We start from the raw sequence: 17,014 nt of genomic DNA, 5'->3' as shown, positions 1-17,014 counted from the left end.
GGTAATATTAGAGGTTTGTGACTTTTAGCTTTTCCCAAGGAAGGTGATAAATGGAAGCACTGGGTAGACATCTTGTGATTGAGCTTTACCGCTGTGCCGCCGAAAAACTCAACGATGTAATGCACATTGAGCAGAGTATGATCGACGCAGCGAAAGAATCAGGCGCAACGGTTCTTAACTCTACCTTTCATCATTTTCAGCCGTTTGGTGTGTCGGGAGTGGTAGTGATTCAGGAAAGCCATCTGGCAATTCACACTTGGCCTGAATACGGCTTTGCATCGCTTGACCTCTTTACCTGCGGCGACAGTGTTGATACCTGGACGGCTTATCATTTGCTCAAGGAAGCGTTTGAGGCAGAATACGGCTCTGCAACCGAAATGTGGCGCGGTTCCTACCGTTTGCTTCAGGAACAGCAGAAAGTTCCGACTACTCCACTCACCCCTGCTCCTATTCCGATCGCGCCCCACTACAACCGTAATGTTTGGTTGACAGAGCGCAGTGAAGACTGTGCTTTTTCTTTGCGACATTCTGGCGATTTGCTGTATCGCAAAAAGTCGCCTTATCAAGACATCAAAATCTACCAGACCTACAAGTTTGGCAATACGCTCATCCTGGACGACATGATTATGTGTACCGAAAAGGATGAGTTTGTTTACCACGAAATGATTGCCCATGTGCCGATGCTGACCCACCCCGATCCCAAGCGGGCACTGGTGATTGGCGGCGGCGATGGCGGCACGGTGCGTGAACTGCTGCGGCACGAAAACCTGGAAGAAGTCGTCCTGGTCGAAATCGACGAAGACGTAATTGATTCTTCCCGGCAATATCTGCCGACAATCTCCTCTGCCCTTGACCATCCGAAGCTCAAAATTCACGTTGCAGACGGAATTGAGTATGTCAAGAACTGCGACGATCGCCGCTTTGACCTGATCATCGTTGATTCTACCGACCCGGTTGGGCCTGCGGAAGGCTTATTCAACGCGGAATTCTATCATCAGGTACATCGCTGCCTGACCAACGATGGTATTTTGGTGGCACAAAGCGAATCGCCGATGTTTAACGCTGCGGTGTTTCAGTCCGTGTTTCAGTGTCATCGCGATATTTTTGGCGCGGGTCAGGTGCATTCCTATCTGGCATACATTCCCACTTATCCGACTGGAATGTGGAGCTTTGCCTATGCCTCGAAAGGGAGTGCCCATCCGTTGAAATCGTTTGACACCGAACGAGCGCACCAGTTCTCAGAGCATCATCGGCTGAGATATTACAATGAAATGGTGCATTCTGCTGCCTTTGCCCTGCCGAACTTTGTGCGGGAACTGCTGGTGTAGCGAATTCCAAAGATGAATCAACCGTAGGGTGGGTTGGGTGTAGCCGCGATATCAATGATTGAATCTGGGTTACACCTTGAACGCTGTAGTAGGAGGAGGTTTGAGGAGTCGCAGGTGTCCTGCATTGTCCCTAAATCTCCCACGAATAAGGGACTTTGAGAGTCATAAAGTTAATTCGGTTTCCCAGCATTCGAGAGCTGGAGGCGGGTCGCAGCTACGACGTTTCAAACAATCCTCTCACAACAATTCGTTTACCCATCCTACGAATCACACACAATTCGATGCGATTCAACGCAAATTCAACATTCAACAAAGTTGTCTGCTGCGGTAAAACGATCGGTGGGCAGTAACTATCCTACTCATAACGTCCTATGGTCAACTTTGCTTCTGCGGATTCTGAAACATTGCTTGCTGGCTATGATCCCAACGGAGTGGGCAGCAAAACGGCAAATATTTTTGGCTTGCCCTATACGACCGAAACGGCAAAAGTGGTAGTTGTGCCGGTGCCGTGGGAAGTCACCGTTTCCTATGGAGCGGGAACCGCATGCGGACCTGCGGCAGTGATTGATGCCTCGACCCAGCTTGACCTGCATGACCCGGAAGGAATTCGGATCTGGGAAGTGGGCGTGGCGGCTCAGGAAGTGTCTGCCCAGTGGCTCGATCGCAACGATGCCCTTCGCACCAAAGCCACAGACTATATTGCTGCCCTAGAACAAGGCGAATCGCCGGAAGCCTGGACGGATTTGATCAATGAAATTAATCAAGCTTCGATCGACTTAAACTCCTGGCTGGAAACAGAAGCAACCAAGCTGCTCATGTCCGGCAAAAAAGTGGGAGTGCTGGGTGGCGATCACAGTTCGCCGCTGGGCTTGATGCAAGCGTTGGCAAAAATTTACGACGAGTACAGCATTTTGCACATCGATGCCCATGCGGATTTGCGAGTGGCCTATGAAGGCTTTGAATATTCCCATGCATCGATCATGGACAATGCGCTAAAGCTGCCCCAAATCAGCCGACTGGTGCAGGTGGGCATTCGCGATCTTTCTCCCATGGAAGCCGATCGCATCCAAAATTCAGCCGATCGCATTGTTCCCTTTTACGACTGGACGCTAAAAGAGCGGCTGTTTACGGGACAAACCTGGCATTTGATCTGCGAAGACATTCTCTCGAATTTGTCCGATACAGTCTATGTCAGCTTTGATATCGATGGACTCGACCCGTCGCTCTGTCCCCACACAGGCACTCCGGTTCCGGGCGGACTGCAATTTTCTGAAATTACCTATTTGCTAAAGCAATTAGCGCGATCGGGCAAGCAGGTCATTGGCTTTGATCTGTGCGAAGTTGCTCCTGGCACTAGCGAATGGAATGGAAACGTGGGCGCAAGGGTGCTGTATCGCATTATCAGCGCAATGATTCAGTCGCAGCAGCCGTATTGAGCAGTTCTGAGATAAATTCTTGATGGATTCTGATCAGTCGTTTGGCACAGAGCACAACTCCGAAGGAATCGCTGATCAGCTGATTGCCGATTTACGGTACGAGCGGCAGCTTGTGGAGCAGATCATTCGCGGCTGCATCGAGTATCGCTGGGCAGTGGGACAGGAAGAGCATGAAATCGCAGAGGCAATGATCTACAACGCCTTCGAAACCTACGCGATCGAGCGCGGAATTCCTCTGCCCCAAGCAGAAGCCTTTTGTGAGCAGCATCTCGATCGCCTGATTCAAATGGTGCAGGACATTTTGTGATGGATTCTGTTTAGGAAAAATCAAGGTAAAACTGTTGCATCAGCTCACATCTCTTTGTTTTTAGATGCGATAGGGTAACTATAGCTGCGATCGGCACCCTTCCTTTGGGCATACTAAAGCAACATCCAAAGCAGCCATTTGCTCGGTGGTCAGTGTTCGCTTATCTTGTTCTGCAAATCCTGTTTTCCCTGCTTCCCACGCCAAGAAACTTCCATGTTTAACGCCACAGAACTGCTGATTGATCACTTTGTCTCCCAGTTGAAGGAAGGCTATCGCCGCACCTATGGCGGTTGGAAGCACGACTACGAAGACATCATTGGCTGGGTTGGGGCAATGGCATTAGAGAACATTGCCAACAGCGACGCGCTTTACCACAATGTTGAGCATACGATTCTAGTCACGCTGGTCGGGCAGGAGATTTTGCGGGGGCGGCACATTCGTGAAGGCGGCGTGTCTTGCGAGGACTGGCTGCACTTCGTTATCTCGCTGGTCTGCCACGACATTGGCTATGTGAAAGGCGTGTGTCGGCAGGATCAAGAAGGCTGGTACGCAACCGGAAAAGATGGGGAAATGGTGCATTTACCTCCTGGTTCCTCGGATGCAGGGCTGACTCCCTACCATGTCGATCGCGCCAAACTATTCGTCGATGAGCGGTTTGGTGGACATAGCCTGATCGATGCCGAGCGAGTGAAGCGAAATATTGAACTGACGCGCTTCCCAGTACCCAAAGCCGAAGACCATCAGGACACCCTCAACTATCCAGGATTAATTCGCGCTTCAGACCTGATCGGGCAACTCAGCGACCCGCGCTACCTGAAAAAAATTAGTGCCCTGTTCTATGAATTCGAGGAAACCGGGGTGAATAAATCCCTCGGCTATCGGCATCCGGGTGACCTGCGAAAAAACTATCCCAAGTTTTACTGGAATGGCGTTTATCCCTATGTGAAGGATGGCTTACGCTATCTGGAATTAACCCAGCAGGGTAAGCAGATTATCGCCAATCTCTACTCGAATGTGTTTGTGGTGGAACACGAGCCCGTAGAGCCGGAACTCAGCGAAGCGTAGGCAGATTGCGGAACGGTGAGTAGGGCGATTGCCCCGTTAGGAAACTGCGAAGCGATCGCTACCTACCGATCGAAGCGGATGGCTGAGAAGCTTTTTGGTAGAGGTCTCAAGGGGTTGAGATTCCCCTAAATCTCTCCCGGTAATAAAAAGGGAGACTTTGAGAGCAGAGTTCGCGTTTCCTCGCAAGCGTAATGCTTTAGGACGGGTGGCACTCTCGTCTTCTACTGCCCTAGATAGGCTTCCAGCACCTTGGGGTCGCGCTGAATATCGGCGGGCGTTCCTTCGGCAAGATTGCGTCCTTCGGCAAGCACCCAGACTCGATCGCACAGCGACATAATCATGTCCATATTGTGTTCGATCACTAGAAAAGTCATGCCCTGCTGATTCCAGTAGCGGATGTAGTCGCAGATTTGGTTGATCAGCGTCGGATTGACTCCGGCAGCAGGCTCGTCCAGCAAAATCATTTTGGGGCGCACCATCATTGCACGGGCAATTTCCAGGAGTTTACGCTGTCCGCCTGAAAGTGACCCAGCATAGGACTGCGCCATATGCGATAGACCCACCGAGGCGAGAATTTCGCTGGCATATTCCCGCTGCTGTCGCTCTTCTTTTGCGGTTTGCCCCGGTCGCAGCCAGACGTTCCAGAAATTCTCCCCGGTTTGCTGCTGGGCTGCCAACAGCATATTTTCCATCACCGACAGGCGAGACAGCACACGGGCAACCTGAAAAGTGCGAACCAGCCCTTGCTGAGCAATCTTGTGGGACGGGAGCTGATGAATCGGAGAACCGTCAAAAATGACCTGCCCCTGATCAGGACGAATGAAATTTGACAGCAGGTTAAACAGCGTTGTTTTGCCCGCTCCATTCGGACCAATCAGCCCCGTGATACTGCCGGGAAGCACGTCGATCGACGCATTATCCACCGCATGAATACCGCCAAAGCTTTTCGAGAGCCCGTTTGCAGCTAGTAGGGGCGCAAAAGCCGTTGCCGATCGCCCCATCGATCGCTCCGAAAAATTATCGACCAAGGGTAAGTTCCTCCTTTTTGCCCAAAATGCCTTGCGGTCGCCAAATCATCAGCACCATCAGCAGTAGCCCGATCAGCATCACCCGAAATGCGCCCAGCCGGGCATCGTCCAGCGGCACAATGTCTTCCAAAATAAAGCGCGTCACCGTCTGATATGCCCAGAAGATTGCCGCACCTAGGATTGCGCCTGCATTGCTGCCTGCCCCGCCTAGCACCACCATTGTCCAGGCGTTGAAGGTAACGATCGGCTGAAAGTTATCGGGATACACCGTTGTTAGCTGCCAGGCATACATCGCCCCAGAAATTCCAGCGATCGCTCCCCCAATCATCAGGGATTGCAGCTTATACCAGAACACATTTTTGCCCAGTGCCTTGGCAACTTCCTCGTCTTCCCGAATCGCCTTCAAAATTCTGCCCCAGGGCGATCGCGCTAGCCGCTCCAGTGCCCAGTAAAGCAACGCTACAATCAGCACCGACACAAACATCAGCCCATTCTTCGGGGGATTGCTGCTGTAGTCATAAAGCGATCGAATCGCATAGCTCGATGCCCAGAGGCCCAACCCTGCAAGAATACCCGTCATCACAATCGTCAAACCGCTCGTCCAGGCAGGAAAGCGATCGGACATTTTCTTTGCCAGCCAGACATAAAGAGCGATGATTGCAGCCAGACCGACCAACAGCCCAATTCCCAGGATGATCGGCGGCAAAGCGTTCGAGAATTTGAGCTGACGGGCAATGATGCCGCTTCCATACAGCAGGAGAGCCAGCGACGTCACATAGCCCAGAGCGGCGATCGACGTATTCACCAGCGCAGACTGGGGAATCGACTTGAGCTGCTGCCGTAGCCACTTCCAGCCCTGCCAGTAGCTCAGCGCAATCACGCCGCCAAAAACCGCGACCATCAGCACCCGCACAGGCAAACTCGGATTAACTCCGGCAAGCGGCAGGGCAAACCGCTGAATCCCAAACGTGCCCCGCGTCAGCCAGTCTTCATTCACCGCAACCAGCCGGATTAACTCAGAGACACCGATCGTCACAATTGCCAAATAATCCGTTCGAAGCCTCAGCGTCGAAAAGCCGATTAATAGTCCCAGTAAAGCTGCTATTGCCGCACCCGCTAGCGTTGCCACCCAGAGCGGCACACCCTGAAGCGTCAGCAGCACAGTCGTATAAGCACCGATCGTCATAAAGGCAACGTGACCAAAGTTAATTAGTCCGGTATAGCCCCACTGCAAATTCAGCCCTAAGCTGAAAACGGCAAAAACGGCAGCGAAAATAATCAGGGAAACAATAAATCCTTGCATAGGTAAAAATGGCAGGCTCGCGGTGCGAAGGAATTCCCCCGGAGGGGTTGCTCGAAAAGTATTAGAGGTTCTACACGCCTCCTCAAGGGGTTAACTTTGGGAGACTTTGGAGTCTGAAGGAGGTCTAAGTTCCCCTAGAATTAGGAGACTAGCGGGCGGTTGAAGTTGCAGGGATAGCTCTTTCAACATCTCTTCGATCGATGAAACACTCGAACTAAATTGCAAGTTTTTAAGTTCAGACTAATTCCTTATATTGCCTCTCACTTCCCAATTTTGGAAGAAATCCACCCTCTCAGTTTTGAGATTCAAAGTTCTCCAAAATTGAGGGATTTAGGGGGAAACGTAGAATCTCTGACACTTCTCCAGCGGTTTTCAACAAAGAAATAGCCATCTAAAAATCCTGATTTTAAAGCAAATTATTGGAAGTTGTCTGAACCGTTGCGTATCGTTGTAGTGGACTGTAACAAAGCTGGTTTCCCTTCACAATTCACCCGAAAGCAGGAATTAGCAAAAGGACTCTTTATGGCACTCACTGCATCCACCATGCTTGCCCTTGGCACAGCCGCCCCCGCCTTTGCTTTGCCCAATGTCGTATCAGGCGAAATGACTAGCCTCGATACCGTTCAGGGTAAAGACGCACTGCTGGTTATGTTTATCTGTCGCCACTGCCCGTTTGTGAAGCATATTCAAACCGAGCTGGCAAAACTGGGGCAGGACTACGCCAATTCTCCCTTAGGCATTGTGGCAATCAGCGCAAACGATGCGGCAAGCTATGCTGACGATGCGCCCGATCGCCTCCAGCAAATGGCAGTCGAACTGGGCTTCACTTTTCCATTCTGCTATGACGAAACGCAGGAAGTCGCGCAAGCCTATACCGCCGCCTGTACACCCGACTTCTTTTTGTTTGATGCCAATCGTCAGCTTGTGTATCGCGGACAGCTCGATGACAGCCGCCCCAGCAATGGTTTACCTGTAACCGGGAAAGATTTACGAGGGGCGATCGAGGCAGTGCTGGCAAAACAGCCGATCGCTTCTGAGCAAAAGCCAAGCATTGGCTGCAATATCAAATGGAAGCCGGGAAATGCCCCTGCTTATTTTGGCTAGTATTTTGTTTTTGATCCGTCGATCGCCCCAATCCTTGAAATGCCTGATTCACCGAAGCCGCAAGCTTTACCCGTTCAGATTCTCACTTCGCGCAGCTTTGCCGATTGGCTTAGAGAGCAAAATTTCAGTCTGGCAATTACCACTTACCAGAGTTCTCGACTGCTGCTGATCGGGCAAAATCCGAACGGAGGTGTTTCCGGGTTTGAGCGGTTATTTGAGCGGGCGATGGGGCTATTTGCGGTTGGCTCTGAGCGGCTTTATCTTAGCTCTCGCTATCAGCTCTGGCAGTTTGATAATGTGTTGCAGCCGGGACAGGTTTACAACGGCTACGATCGCCTATTTGTGCCGCGCATTGCCTACACGACGGGCGATCTGGATATTCATGATGTCGTGGTCGATCGCACTGGGCGAATCTTGTTTGTCAGTACCTTACTAAACTGCATCGCCACGGTCAGTTCCCGCCATAGCTGTGTGCCGCTCTGGAAGCCGCCGTTTATCTGTCAGGTGATGAATGAAGATCGCTGTCACTTAAACGGGTTGGCGTTAGCAGAAGACGGAATGCCGGGCTATGCAACTGCTTGCAGCCAGTCGGCTCTTGCAGAAGGATGGCGCAACGATCGCCAGAACGGGGGCTGCGTGATTGATTTGCGGACCAGTGAAATTCTCTGCACTGGGCTATCAATGCCCCATTCGCCGCGCTGCTATCGAGGAAAACTTTGGTTACTTCAGTCAGGCACGGGCGAGTTTGGCTTGGTGGATCTCCAGACCGGGAAGTTTGAGCCGATCGCCTTTTGCCCCGGATATTTACGAGGCTTAACATTTTTCGGGAACTTTGCGCTGGTAGGCTTGTCTAAAGCCAGGGGAGATCGCACATTTTCTGGATTGGCGTTAGATGAACAGCTCACTCGCAACCAGTTACAAGCAAGCTGTGGCCTTCTGGCAATCGATCTACAAAGCGGCGAAATTGCCCATTGGCTGAAGCTCGAAGGCGTCGTAACAGAACTCTATGACGTTCAACTTTTGCCCCAAGTGAGGCGATCGATGGCGTTAGGATTACAAACCGACGAAATTGCTCAAATTTTGACGTTAGAACCTCTTACCCCTCTATTCACTCAACCTTAAATTTTTCTTCCTCATGGTTCTTCAAATTGATATCCGCACTTTAGTCCCCGGATAACTAAGAACCAGTTTCTCTAACTGTCTACGATTCTTCAGGATTAGTTTTTCAAAATGTTAAGACCGAGCTGCGACTTTTGTTAAAGCTCGTCCTTATTTTCACTTCATCACGTTTGAGGAGTAAAGTATTATGGCTATTGGCACAAATCCTTTTCCGCTTCAATTTAACGGTGCCGCAAATTCTCCCGTTGGTACACAGCCGCTCGATGTGGTGACAGGCGACTTTAACGGTGACGGCAGACTAGACCTGGCGGTGACAAATAGCAATTCGAACAGCGTTTCGGTGCTGCTGGGCACAGCGTCAGGCACATTCGGTCCCGCCAGTTCTTTCATAGTTGGATCTGACCCTTACGCCCTGACTGCGACTGACATTGATGGCGATGGGCGTTTAGATCTGGCAGTTGCTAATCGAGGCAGTAACACTGTTTCGCTGCTGCGGGGCACGGGAACCGGAACCTTCACGGCGGCGGGAAGTACCCCAGTTGGCGCAGGACCAATTTCGATCGTCTCAGGAGACTTTAATGGCGATCGTCGTTCTGATTTGGCAACGGTGGGTTCTAGCTCAAACTTAGTGACCGTTCTGCTGAACAACCCGGCAGGCGGCTTTGGCATCCCAAACAACTTTGCGATCGGCGTGAATCCCACCTCAGCGATCACGGCTGACTTCAACGGCGACGGCAAGCTGGATCTGGTCACCACAAACGCTGCAACAGGCGGTTCCACTCCACCCCCCGCAGGCGCAAATGCGATCGCGATCGCGCTGGGGCGAGGCGACGGTACGTTTGGCGAAACTGTCACCTTTGCCACGGGAACCGATCCCTTTTCGCTTACCGCAGGCGACTTTAACGGTGATGGCAAACTGGACGTGGCGACGGCAAACTACGGCTCCAATAACGTCTCGGTGCTGCTGGGCAACGGCGCAGGCGGATTCAACCCTGCCACAACAGTTGCCCTTGGAATCGGGGCACTTCAGCCCTACACGATCGCCAATCAAGATGTCAATGGGGACGGCAAGCTGGATCTGATCACGGCAAACAGCAGCTCTAACGCCCTAGATGTGCTGCTGGGCAGAGGTGACGGTACGTTTAACCCCCCAATCGCCCTGTCGACTGGACCTCGATCAGAACCGAATGGACTGGCGATCGGCGACTTTAATGGCGACGGCAAACCTGACCTGGCAACGGCTACCTTTGGCACAAACAACATTGCCGTTTTCCTGAACCAGACAAGCCTGATTTCGCTAAATGATGCGACGAAGACGATCGACGCTTCGCTGGAGCGGCTGTCTTCGATCACGGTTGACCTGGCTGCTGGAACGCTGGTGCTCAACAGCACTCCCCCTGCCAATACCAATGTCGCGGGCTATCGCAATGTCAACGGCACAGAGGCCAACGACACGATCGGCGGCAGTGCCGAAGCCAATATTCTCGACGGCAAAGGCGGCAATGACACGATCAATGCGCTTAGCGGCAACGATATCTTGATCGGTGGGGCAGGCAACGATGCGCTCAATGGCGGCGAGGGTAATGATAGCTATAGCTTTACGGCAAACACGCCCCTGGGCAGCGATACCCTGACAGACGCCGCTGGAATCGATACGCTCGACTTCTCGACTTCGACTCAGGCAATCGCGATCGAACTAGGCATTACCTCAGCTCAGATAGTGAACCCCAACCTGACGCTAACCCTGAACGCCGCAAACCAGATCGAGAACGGCATCGGCGGCAGCGGTAACGATCGCATCGTCGGCAATTCCCTCAACAATACGCTGGTCGGCGGCGCAGGCGATGACAATCTGAACGGTCAGTCGGGCGATGACAACCTGCTAGGCGAGGCAGGCAACGATACGCTGGTCGGTGCAAGCGGCGAAGATGATTTGGTCGGCGGCAGCGGCAATGACATTCTGCGGGGCGGCAATGGCGAAGATACCTTTATCTTTGACATCGGAAAAGCCTTTAACCAGGCAGAAATGGGTGTGGATAGGGTGCGCGACTTTAAGCGAAATCTGGATCAAATTATTCTCGATCGCACCACCTTTACTGAACTGGGGCGGCGGGTTTCGTTTGAGTCGGTCGAGCGTCTACGGCAGGCAAAACGCAGCGACTCGCTGATTACCTACATTCGGTCAACCGGCAACCTGTACTACAATGCAAACGGCTCTGATGCAGGATTTGGCGGCGGTGGTCTGTTTGCCACGCTGGATAAACCGACGCTAGCAAGCCGCAACCTCAGCACAGGCGATTTTGCCGTACGAGCATAGGTACGAGCATAGACCTGTAGGGGCATAGCGCAGCAGCGGTTAAAAGTTACTGTTGCAGTCCCCCTTTCCTGGAAAACCATGGTTTTTGGCGAGAGGGGGATTCATCGTTTTTCTGAGTGGAGAAGGAACAAAAGAAAGAGAATCCTTGAGCGAATAGACAATCTCTCTTTTTGCCGATGTTTGTAGATTGCTTCTGTCGCTTAAGAAGGAAGATTTCGTCGTTAAATCTTCCTATGATTAGCCCCAACACTAAATACAAGCAATAGAAAACTATGGTGCAAGCAATTGAATCGATCGATCGCTCTAAAGATCGTCCCCGTGATCCGCGCAATCAGGAAGTCGTTCACCCCGCTGCCAACAATCCGCAGATTGGCAACCTGGAAACGCCAATTAACGCCTCACCGCTCGTTAAAGCCTACATTAACAATCTGCCTGCCTATCGTCAGGGTTTGTCCCCACTTCGCCGGGGCTTAGAAGTTGGTCTGGCACACGGCTACTGGATTGTTGGACCCTTTTATGAGTTCAACCCGCTCCGCGATACTGAAGTGGGCGGAACCGTTGCCCTGCTGTCTACGCTCGGCTTGATCGTCATCTCCACCCTGGCAATTTCCCTCTACGCCTCCAGCATTCCTCCCCGTCCGGTTGCGACGATTACGACCCCCAATCCCCCCGCAGACTATTTCCAACCCGAAGGCTGGAATGAATATGCAGGCGGTTTCTTCCTCGGTGGAGTCGGCGGCGCGCTGTTTGCCTATGGCATCGTCTCTAACATTGATGTATTCTCGAATATCCTGCATCTGCTCGGACAGTAAGCTGGCTTAGCGGGTCACGCCGAACAAGCTTTAGAAAAACAAATCAGCATGAAGGTAGACCTGAAACAGAGCATTGTTAAAGGTCTACTTTTTTGTATGAGCGAATTTGTATGTGCGGATCGCTAAGCTAAGCGTTTCTGCCTGCTTTAATCCTTACTGCAACAGCAGAAATTGAAGCAACGCCCAAAAAAGAACCTGCCCTTTGCAGAACAGGTTTATGGGTCAGCAAGTTTTTGGAGTTTTAGCTTGGAGCCGTTTCGACGCAAGCAGGAAATGGAATGGACAAGCTAGCCGATCAAACCCGATCGCAGCGCAAGCACGGCTGCCTGGGTTCGGTCATCGGCACACAGCTTGTTAAGAATATTCCGAACGTGAGTTTTTACAGTTCCAACAGTGATGTAGAGCTTTTCGGCGATCGCGGCGTTGCTGCATCCGGCAACAATTAGCTCCAGAACTTCCAGTTCTCGCTCCGTCAGTGGATAGCTTTCTAGAATTTGCTCGTATTCTGGCTCGACTGCGCCGATCGAAACTTTCTTTAGTTCCTCATTGATGCCGCCTGCCGGACTTGCCTGCCGGACTTGACGAAGAACGATCGTCGCGATCGCTGGATCGATCCAGGAGTTGCCGCCGTAGGTTGCTTTGAGAGCCTCTGCCAGTCGCTCTGTGCTGATGTCTTTCATGCAGTAAGAATCTGCTCCTGCGGCAAATGCTGCCAGAACGGATTCTTCGCTATCATGCATGGTCAGAATCAAAACTCTTGTACCGTTGTCTTCATGCTCACTTTGAAACTGACGGAACTGCCGGGTTAGCTCAATGCCATCCATGTCGGGCAAGCCAATATCGACAATGGCAACGTCAGGATTCGCGTTTTCCAACAGCTTTAAGCCTTGAGAGGCATTTGCTGCTTCACCAATCACTCGAATGCCTTCATAACGTTGAAGGGCAGTTCTGAGACCCACACGAGTAAGATCGTGATCTTCAACCAGAGCGACAGAAATTTCACTCATTGCTAGTACCCGTTACGATGCGTCAAAAGTTCTATTGAATAATCTGAATAATCACCAGTATGGACGATGGAACTGGAGTTTGCGTCCATCAGGAGAGGTAATATTTTCTGCGATGAGGATAAACCCTATTCTCGGGGAAATATAGCGTTTCTCGCTTTGAGTCAGGCAACTGGTCTGTCTAATGATTCTGTCTGACGCTCTTCAGCGCGCTACTGCCCGCTCGGGTGTAAATATGAGCTGCGACAGTTTGAACTTCCTAAGTTTACTTTCATTAGTGGAAAAACTCACTCCTGTGGTTGAAGCCGGGGATCGCCTGCTGTGGCTATTCTTAAGCCAGTTACAAAAATTTACATTCTCCTTCAAATAATCCTAAAGCGAGCGCAAAATGTACGATCGCCTGCTGAACATCCTGCTTTTAGAAGATGACGAAGTGGACGTAGTGAACGTCAAGCGCGCCTTTAAAAAGCACAATATCACTAATCCACTTTATGTCGCTGGGGATGGAATCGAAGCTTTGGCAATGCTGCGTGAAAATGGCGATCAGCCTTTGGCAATTCCGCTAAAACGACGACTGATTCTACTGGATTTAAATATGCCCAAGATGGGAGGTATCGAGTTTCTGCACGAGCTAGGGTCTGATCCAGCACTACGTCCACTGTCCGTTATTGTATTAACGACATCAAATCAAGATCGCGATCGCGTTGAAGCATACAATCTCAATGTTGCAGGATACATTCTCAAGCCTGTAACGTTTGTCAATTTTGCAGAAACAATGATCGCGCTCAGTAAATACTGGGCACTCTGCGAACTGCTCTGAGTTACAGGTTAAAGAGCGGTGATTCAGGAGTTAACGAGCTTTTTTTGAGCAGTTTTGCTACAAAAGATAGCGCTCTGGACAACATACAGGCTGGCGGAATACAGGCTATGGATGATGCTCTTAAAATTTTAATTGTTGACGACGATGAAGTCGATCGAATGGCTGTGCGACGTGCCCTCAAAAAAGCAGGGTTAGCAGCAGAAATCGTAGAAGTTTTAGACTGTGTTAGCACTCTTACCGCCCTTCAAGCTCAGCCGTTTGACTGCGTCTTTCTAGACTTTCGCCTGCCCGATCGAGATGGACTGACCCTGATTCAAGAAATTCGTCAGGCGGGCATCAAAATTCCTTTAATTGTGCTGACTGGACAGGGCGATGAACAAATTGCAGTCGAGTTGATGAAAGCTGGCGCGTCAGACTATCTCGCAAAATCTCAAATTTCCCCTGAAAGACTATCCCATATTCTTCGCAGTGCAATTCGGATTTATCGTGCCGAAATGGAGGCAGCTTTAGCTTATCAACAGCTTCGAGAAAGCAACGAGATTTTATTGCGTCAAAATTTTAGACTAGAGCGGCAGCAGCAGCAAATTCAACTGCAAAACCTACAGCTTTTAGAAGCGTCACGGCTAAAATCGCAGTTTCTCGCAACCCTGTCTCATGAACTGCGAACGCCTATGAATGCCGTGATTGGCTTTTCGCAAATGCTGCTGCGAGGAAGCAAAGGAACGCTCACTGCTCAGCAAACTGACATGACCAAGCGCATTCTCAGTAATGCAAAGCATCTCCTCTCCCTAATTAACGAAATCCTTGATTTTTCTCGCTTTGAGTCAGGACGACTTGAACTTCATGCAGAAGAATTCGATTTAGCAAAAGTGGTTCATGAAGTGGTTGCCGAGCTACGATCGCTGGCACAAACAAAGCAACTCAATATCACGGTTGAGATTGATCTAGCGAATTGTCGAATTGTGAACGATCGGGTTCGTTTGCGGCAAATTCTCAGCAATCTGCTTTCAAACGCGATCAAATTCACACCCGCGGGGGAGGTGCAGGTGCAGGTGGAGGGCGGCGCGATAATTGAAAGATCTGAAATTAAAAAATCTGGAACTGAAAGGTCTGAAATTAGAAGATCTGGTGTCACACCAAAGGAATTATCCGATGGATTCGCCAGTCAATCTGCAAATTATTCGGCAGCAGAACGAATTTTTATTGCCGTTAGCGATACCGGAATTGGAATTGCACGCGCCGATCTTGAACATATTTTTGAACCATTTCGGCAGGTTGAGCAAACGATTAGCCGCAAACATTCGGGCACGGGATTGGGCTTAGCGATTACCCATTCCCTTGTGCAAATGATGCAGGGAAACATTACGGTTGAGAGCAAAGAAAATAAAGGGTCAATCTTTCAGGTTGATCTTCCCAGAACGATTAACCCGATTTACTCTACCGAGCGAGCAATGCCCCAGCAAGAAGCGATTGCCCAGTCTGTTGTTCCAATAAAGCCTGAAAAGACGCTTCAAAAGAAATAGTTGACAACAGAATCCTGACGGATGGACAATCATACGCTTAGAGTCTGCTGGCGAAGCGAAACACACTTTAGGATACTAACTGTTCTTACTGTTCTTAAATAGAATTAATTTCAGGGAGAATCATTCTAAAAGTAGATTGTGCTTATCATTCCAATTCTCAATCTGCTTCTCACTTCGATTGGAAGATTAATATCATCTCTGATTCATTGAATCCCGTTCCTTCCAAAGATAGAGAGAACTCTAACCATTTTGAATGAAACTATAAGATATTAATAAGCAAGATTAAGAGCAGAGCGAGTTGCTTTAAAGGAGTAAAACAAAATTCGCAAATAAACTTAACTTCCGAACGCAACCTTCCCGCCCCATCTTGACACCTAACCTCGAGCGATCTAACTAAAAGCCTATGCCAAAAGACAGATTCAAAAGAGATTAAGCCTGGTTCTCTATCTTGATGCGGATGAATTTCTAAGGCATTTGTGGGTGAATCTTTACGAGCTTATGCGTTTACTTGAGATGCAGCCCGCTTAACAAATTGCCTTAAAAATTGTTTTAAAGGTTAAGTAGCCAATCCAGAATAGGCAACTAGGCACAATTCTGGTCAGTTGTTTAATATTGCTACTGATAAGAAAAATTTGTTGTGTCTTTATCATTTAGTACAAGAGCTACCATGTCACGAACGCAGCCTTCTAGAATCGATCGCATCCTGGCAGTGGACGACTCTCAAGACAACCTGTTTCTGGTTCAGACGATTCTGGAAGATCGAGGATATGAAATTAGTCTGGCGGAAGATGGGCGAACTGCCCTGGAGATGATCGCAAAGTCGCCGCCCGATCTAATTCTGCTGGATGTGATGATGCCGGGAATGGATGGCTACGAAGTTACTCGGCGCGTTCGGCGCAACACACGCTTTATCCCGATCCTGCTGATTACGGCTCACGAACAGTCCAGCGTGGTGGAAGGATTGGACGCTGGAGCCGACGACTTTATTCGTAAGCCTGTGGACGTGGACGAACTGCTAGCACGGGTTCGATCGCTGCTTCGCCTCAAGCACAGTATTGATGAACGCGAACAAATGGTGCGCCAGCGCGAAGATTTTGTCTCTCGTCTGACGCACGATCTCAGAACGCCGTTAGTGGCTGCTGATCGAATGCTGAACCTGATGAAAGATGAAGCCTTTGGAACCGTCTCGAATGACATGGTAGACGCAGTATCGATCATGATCCGCAGCAACAAAAACCTGCTGCAAATGGTCAACACGCTGCTGGAAGTGTATCGCCATGAAGCTGGACAAAAAGCGTTAATTTTCACCTCGATCGACTTAAAACCGCTCATTCAGGAAGTGGCACAAGAGCTAAAACCCTTGGCAGAAGATCGGGGGCTGAAATTCCAGCTCGATATCGATTCGCTGCCGCCTGGCTCCAGTGTGGTTTCTGCCGATCGTCTAGAGCTACAGCGCGTCCTCACTAATCTGGTGGGAAATGCAATCAAATTTACCGACCAGGGCTTTGTCGGCATTCGCCTACTCGATGCGGGAGAACTTGCCCTGCCCGAAGACCCGATCGACCCAGGTGAGTATGAGGTTCAAGACGTTCCCCTGTTACCGAGTGAACCTCAGACGAAACACTATCTGGCAATTGAAGTTTCCGACAGTGGCTCTGGCATTTCTGAAGCGGACCAGGAAACTCTGTTCCAACGCTTCCGTCAGGGCGAACACAAGCGGGCGGGCAGTGGGCTAGGACTGTATCTATCCCGACGCATTATTGAAGCACATAGCGGCAAAATCATGGTTGAGTCCATCCCTAGCAAAGGCAGCACCTTCAGAATCTACCTCCCCACCTAACTCACTTA

Annotated in this window: 14 protein-coding genes; 11 read left to right on the top strand and 3 right to left on the bottom strand. The window is 50.4% G+C overall.

Annotated features, from left to right (window positions below; genetic code table 11):
* Nucleotides 1-50: 50 nt before the first annotated feature.
* The 4 genes from speE (at nucleotide 51) to NDI45_RS06780 (ending at nucleotide 4,136) form a co-directional block, all read left to right on the top strand.
* Complete coding sequence (speE, locus tag NDI45_RS06795; protein WP_190793622.1) at nucleotides 51-1,328, top strand: polyamine aminopropyltransferase; 1,278 nt, start codon at nucleotides 51-53, stop codon at nucleotides 1,326-1,328.
* Nucleotides 1,329-1,699: 371 nt separating this feature from the next.
* A complete protein-coding gene (locus NDI45_RS06790) occupies nucleotides 1,700-2,764 on the top strand; it encodes an agmatinase family protein (RefSeq protein WP_190793621.1) in 1,065 nt (354 codons plus the stop codon).
* 19 nt (nucleotides 2,765-2,783) lie between these two features.
* Complete coding sequence (locus NDI45_RS06785) at nucleotides 2,784-3,071, top strand: hypothetical protein (RefSeq protein WP_190793620.1); 288 nt, start codon at nucleotides 2,784-2,786, stop codon at nucleotides 3,069-3,071.
* A gap of 213 nt (nucleotides 3,072-3,284) precedes the next feature.
* A complete protein-coding gene (locus tag NDI45_RS06780; protein ID WP_190793619.1) occupies nucleotides 3,285-4,136 on the top strand; it encodes an Npun_R2479 family HD domain-containing metalloprotein in 852 nt (283 codons plus the stop codon).
* Between the two features lie 221 nt (nucleotides 4,137-4,357).
* Here the strand turns inward: NDI45_RS06780 and NDI45_RS06775 are convergent, their stop codons facing one another.
* The gene (locus tag NDI45_RS06775) at nucleotides 4,358-5,137 is read right to left on the bottom strand and encodes an ABC transporter ATP-binding protein (protein ID WP_190793627.1); all 780 of its coding nucleotides are present in this window, start codon (nucleotides 5,135-5,137) and stop codon (nucleotides 4,358-4,360) included.
* A gap of 16 nt (nucleotides 5,138-5,153) precedes the next feature.
* Entirely contained in the window at nucleotides 5,154-6,467 is a 1,314-nt protein-coding gene (locus tag NDI45_RS06770) for a branched-chain amino acid ABC transporter permease (RefSeq protein ID WP_190793618.1), read from the bottom strand.
* A gap of 522 nt (nucleotides 6,468-6,989) precedes the next feature.
* Here NDI45_RS06770 and NDI45_RS06765 point away from each other — a divergent pair.
* The 4 genes from NDI45_RS06765 to NDI45_RS06750 all read left to right on the top strand — a co-directional run bounded on the left by NDI45_RS06765 (nucleotide 6,990) and on the right by NDI45_RS06750 (nucleotide 11,819).
* Nucleotides 6,990-7,571 carry a thioredoxin family protein gene (locus NDI45_RS06765; RefSeq protein WP_190793617.1) on the top strand — a complete coding sequence of 194 codons (582 nt, stop codon included), beginning with the start codon at nucleotides 6,990-6,992 and terminating at the stop codon, nucleotides 7,569-7,571.
* Nucleotides 7,572-7,610: 39 nt separating this feature from the next.
* Nucleotides 7,611-8,693: a TIGR03032 family protein gene (locus NDI45_RS06760; RefSeq protein WP_348246826.1), complete on the top strand. Its 1,083-nt coding sequence runs from the start codon at nucleotides 7,611-7,613 to the stop codon at nucleotides 8,691-8,693.
* 184 nt (nucleotides 8,694-8,877) lie between these two features.
* Nucleotides 8,878-11,007, top strand: a complete 2,130-nt coding sequence (locus tag NDI45_RS06755) for an FG-GAP-like repeat-containing protein (protein ID WP_348246825.1) — start codon at nucleotides 8,878-8,880, stop codon at nucleotides 11,005-11,007.
* A 272-nt stretch (nucleotides 11,008-11,279) separates the two neighbouring features.
* Complete coding sequence (locus tag NDI45_RS06750; RefSeq protein WP_190793614.1) at nucleotides 11,280-11,819, top strand: photosystem I reaction center subunit XI; 540 nt, start codon at nucleotides 11,280-11,282, stop codon at nucleotides 11,817-11,819.
* A 287-nt stretch (nucleotides 11,820-12,106) separates the two neighbouring features.
* On the opposite strand, the gene NDI45_RS06745 is transcribed toward NDI45_RS06750, so the two are convergent.
* Nucleotides 12,107-12,826 (bottom strand): response regulator transcription factor, encoded by a 720-nt coding sequence (locus tag NDI45_RS06745; RefSeq protein WP_190793613.1) that lies wholly within the window; start codon nucleotides 12,824-12,826, stop codon nucleotides 12,107-12,109.
* 385 nt (nucleotides 12,827-13,211) lie between these two features.
* Between NDI45_RS06745 and NDI45_RS06740 the strand changes: the two genes are divergently transcribed.
* The 3 genes from NDI45_RS06740 (at nucleotide 13,212) to NDI45_RS06730 (ending at nucleotide 17,006) form a co-directional block, all read left to right on the top strand.
* The gene (locus NDI45_RS06740) at nucleotides 13,212-13,643 is read left to right on the top strand and encodes a response regulator (protein ID WP_348246824.1); all 432 of its coding nucleotides are present in this window, start codon (nucleotides 13,212-13,214) and stop codon (nucleotides 13,641-13,643) included.
* Nucleotides 13,644-13,750: 107 nt separating this feature from the next.
* Entirely contained in the window at nucleotides 13,751-15,166 is a 1,416-nt protein-coding gene (locus NDI45_RS06735) for an ATP-binding protein (protein WP_348246823.1), read from the top strand.
* A 667-nt stretch (nucleotides 15,167-15,833) separates the two neighbouring features.
* Complete coding sequence (locus NDI45_RS06730; protein ID WP_190793610.1) at nucleotides 15,834-17,006, top strand: HAMP domain-containing sensor histidine kinase; 1,173 nt, start codon at nucleotides 15,834-15,836, stop codon at nucleotides 17,004-17,006.
* The last annotated feature ends 8 nt before the right edge of the window (nucleotides 17,007-17,014 follow it).

This window comes from Leptolyngbya sp. GB1-A1 (assembly GCF_039962475.1).
Lineage (GTDB): Bacteria > Cyanobacteriota > Cyanobacteriia > Elainellales > Elainellaceae > Leptolyngbya_A.
Note: the sequence above shows the minus strand (reverse complement) of the source record. Positions and strands in the feature narration are given on the sequence as shown.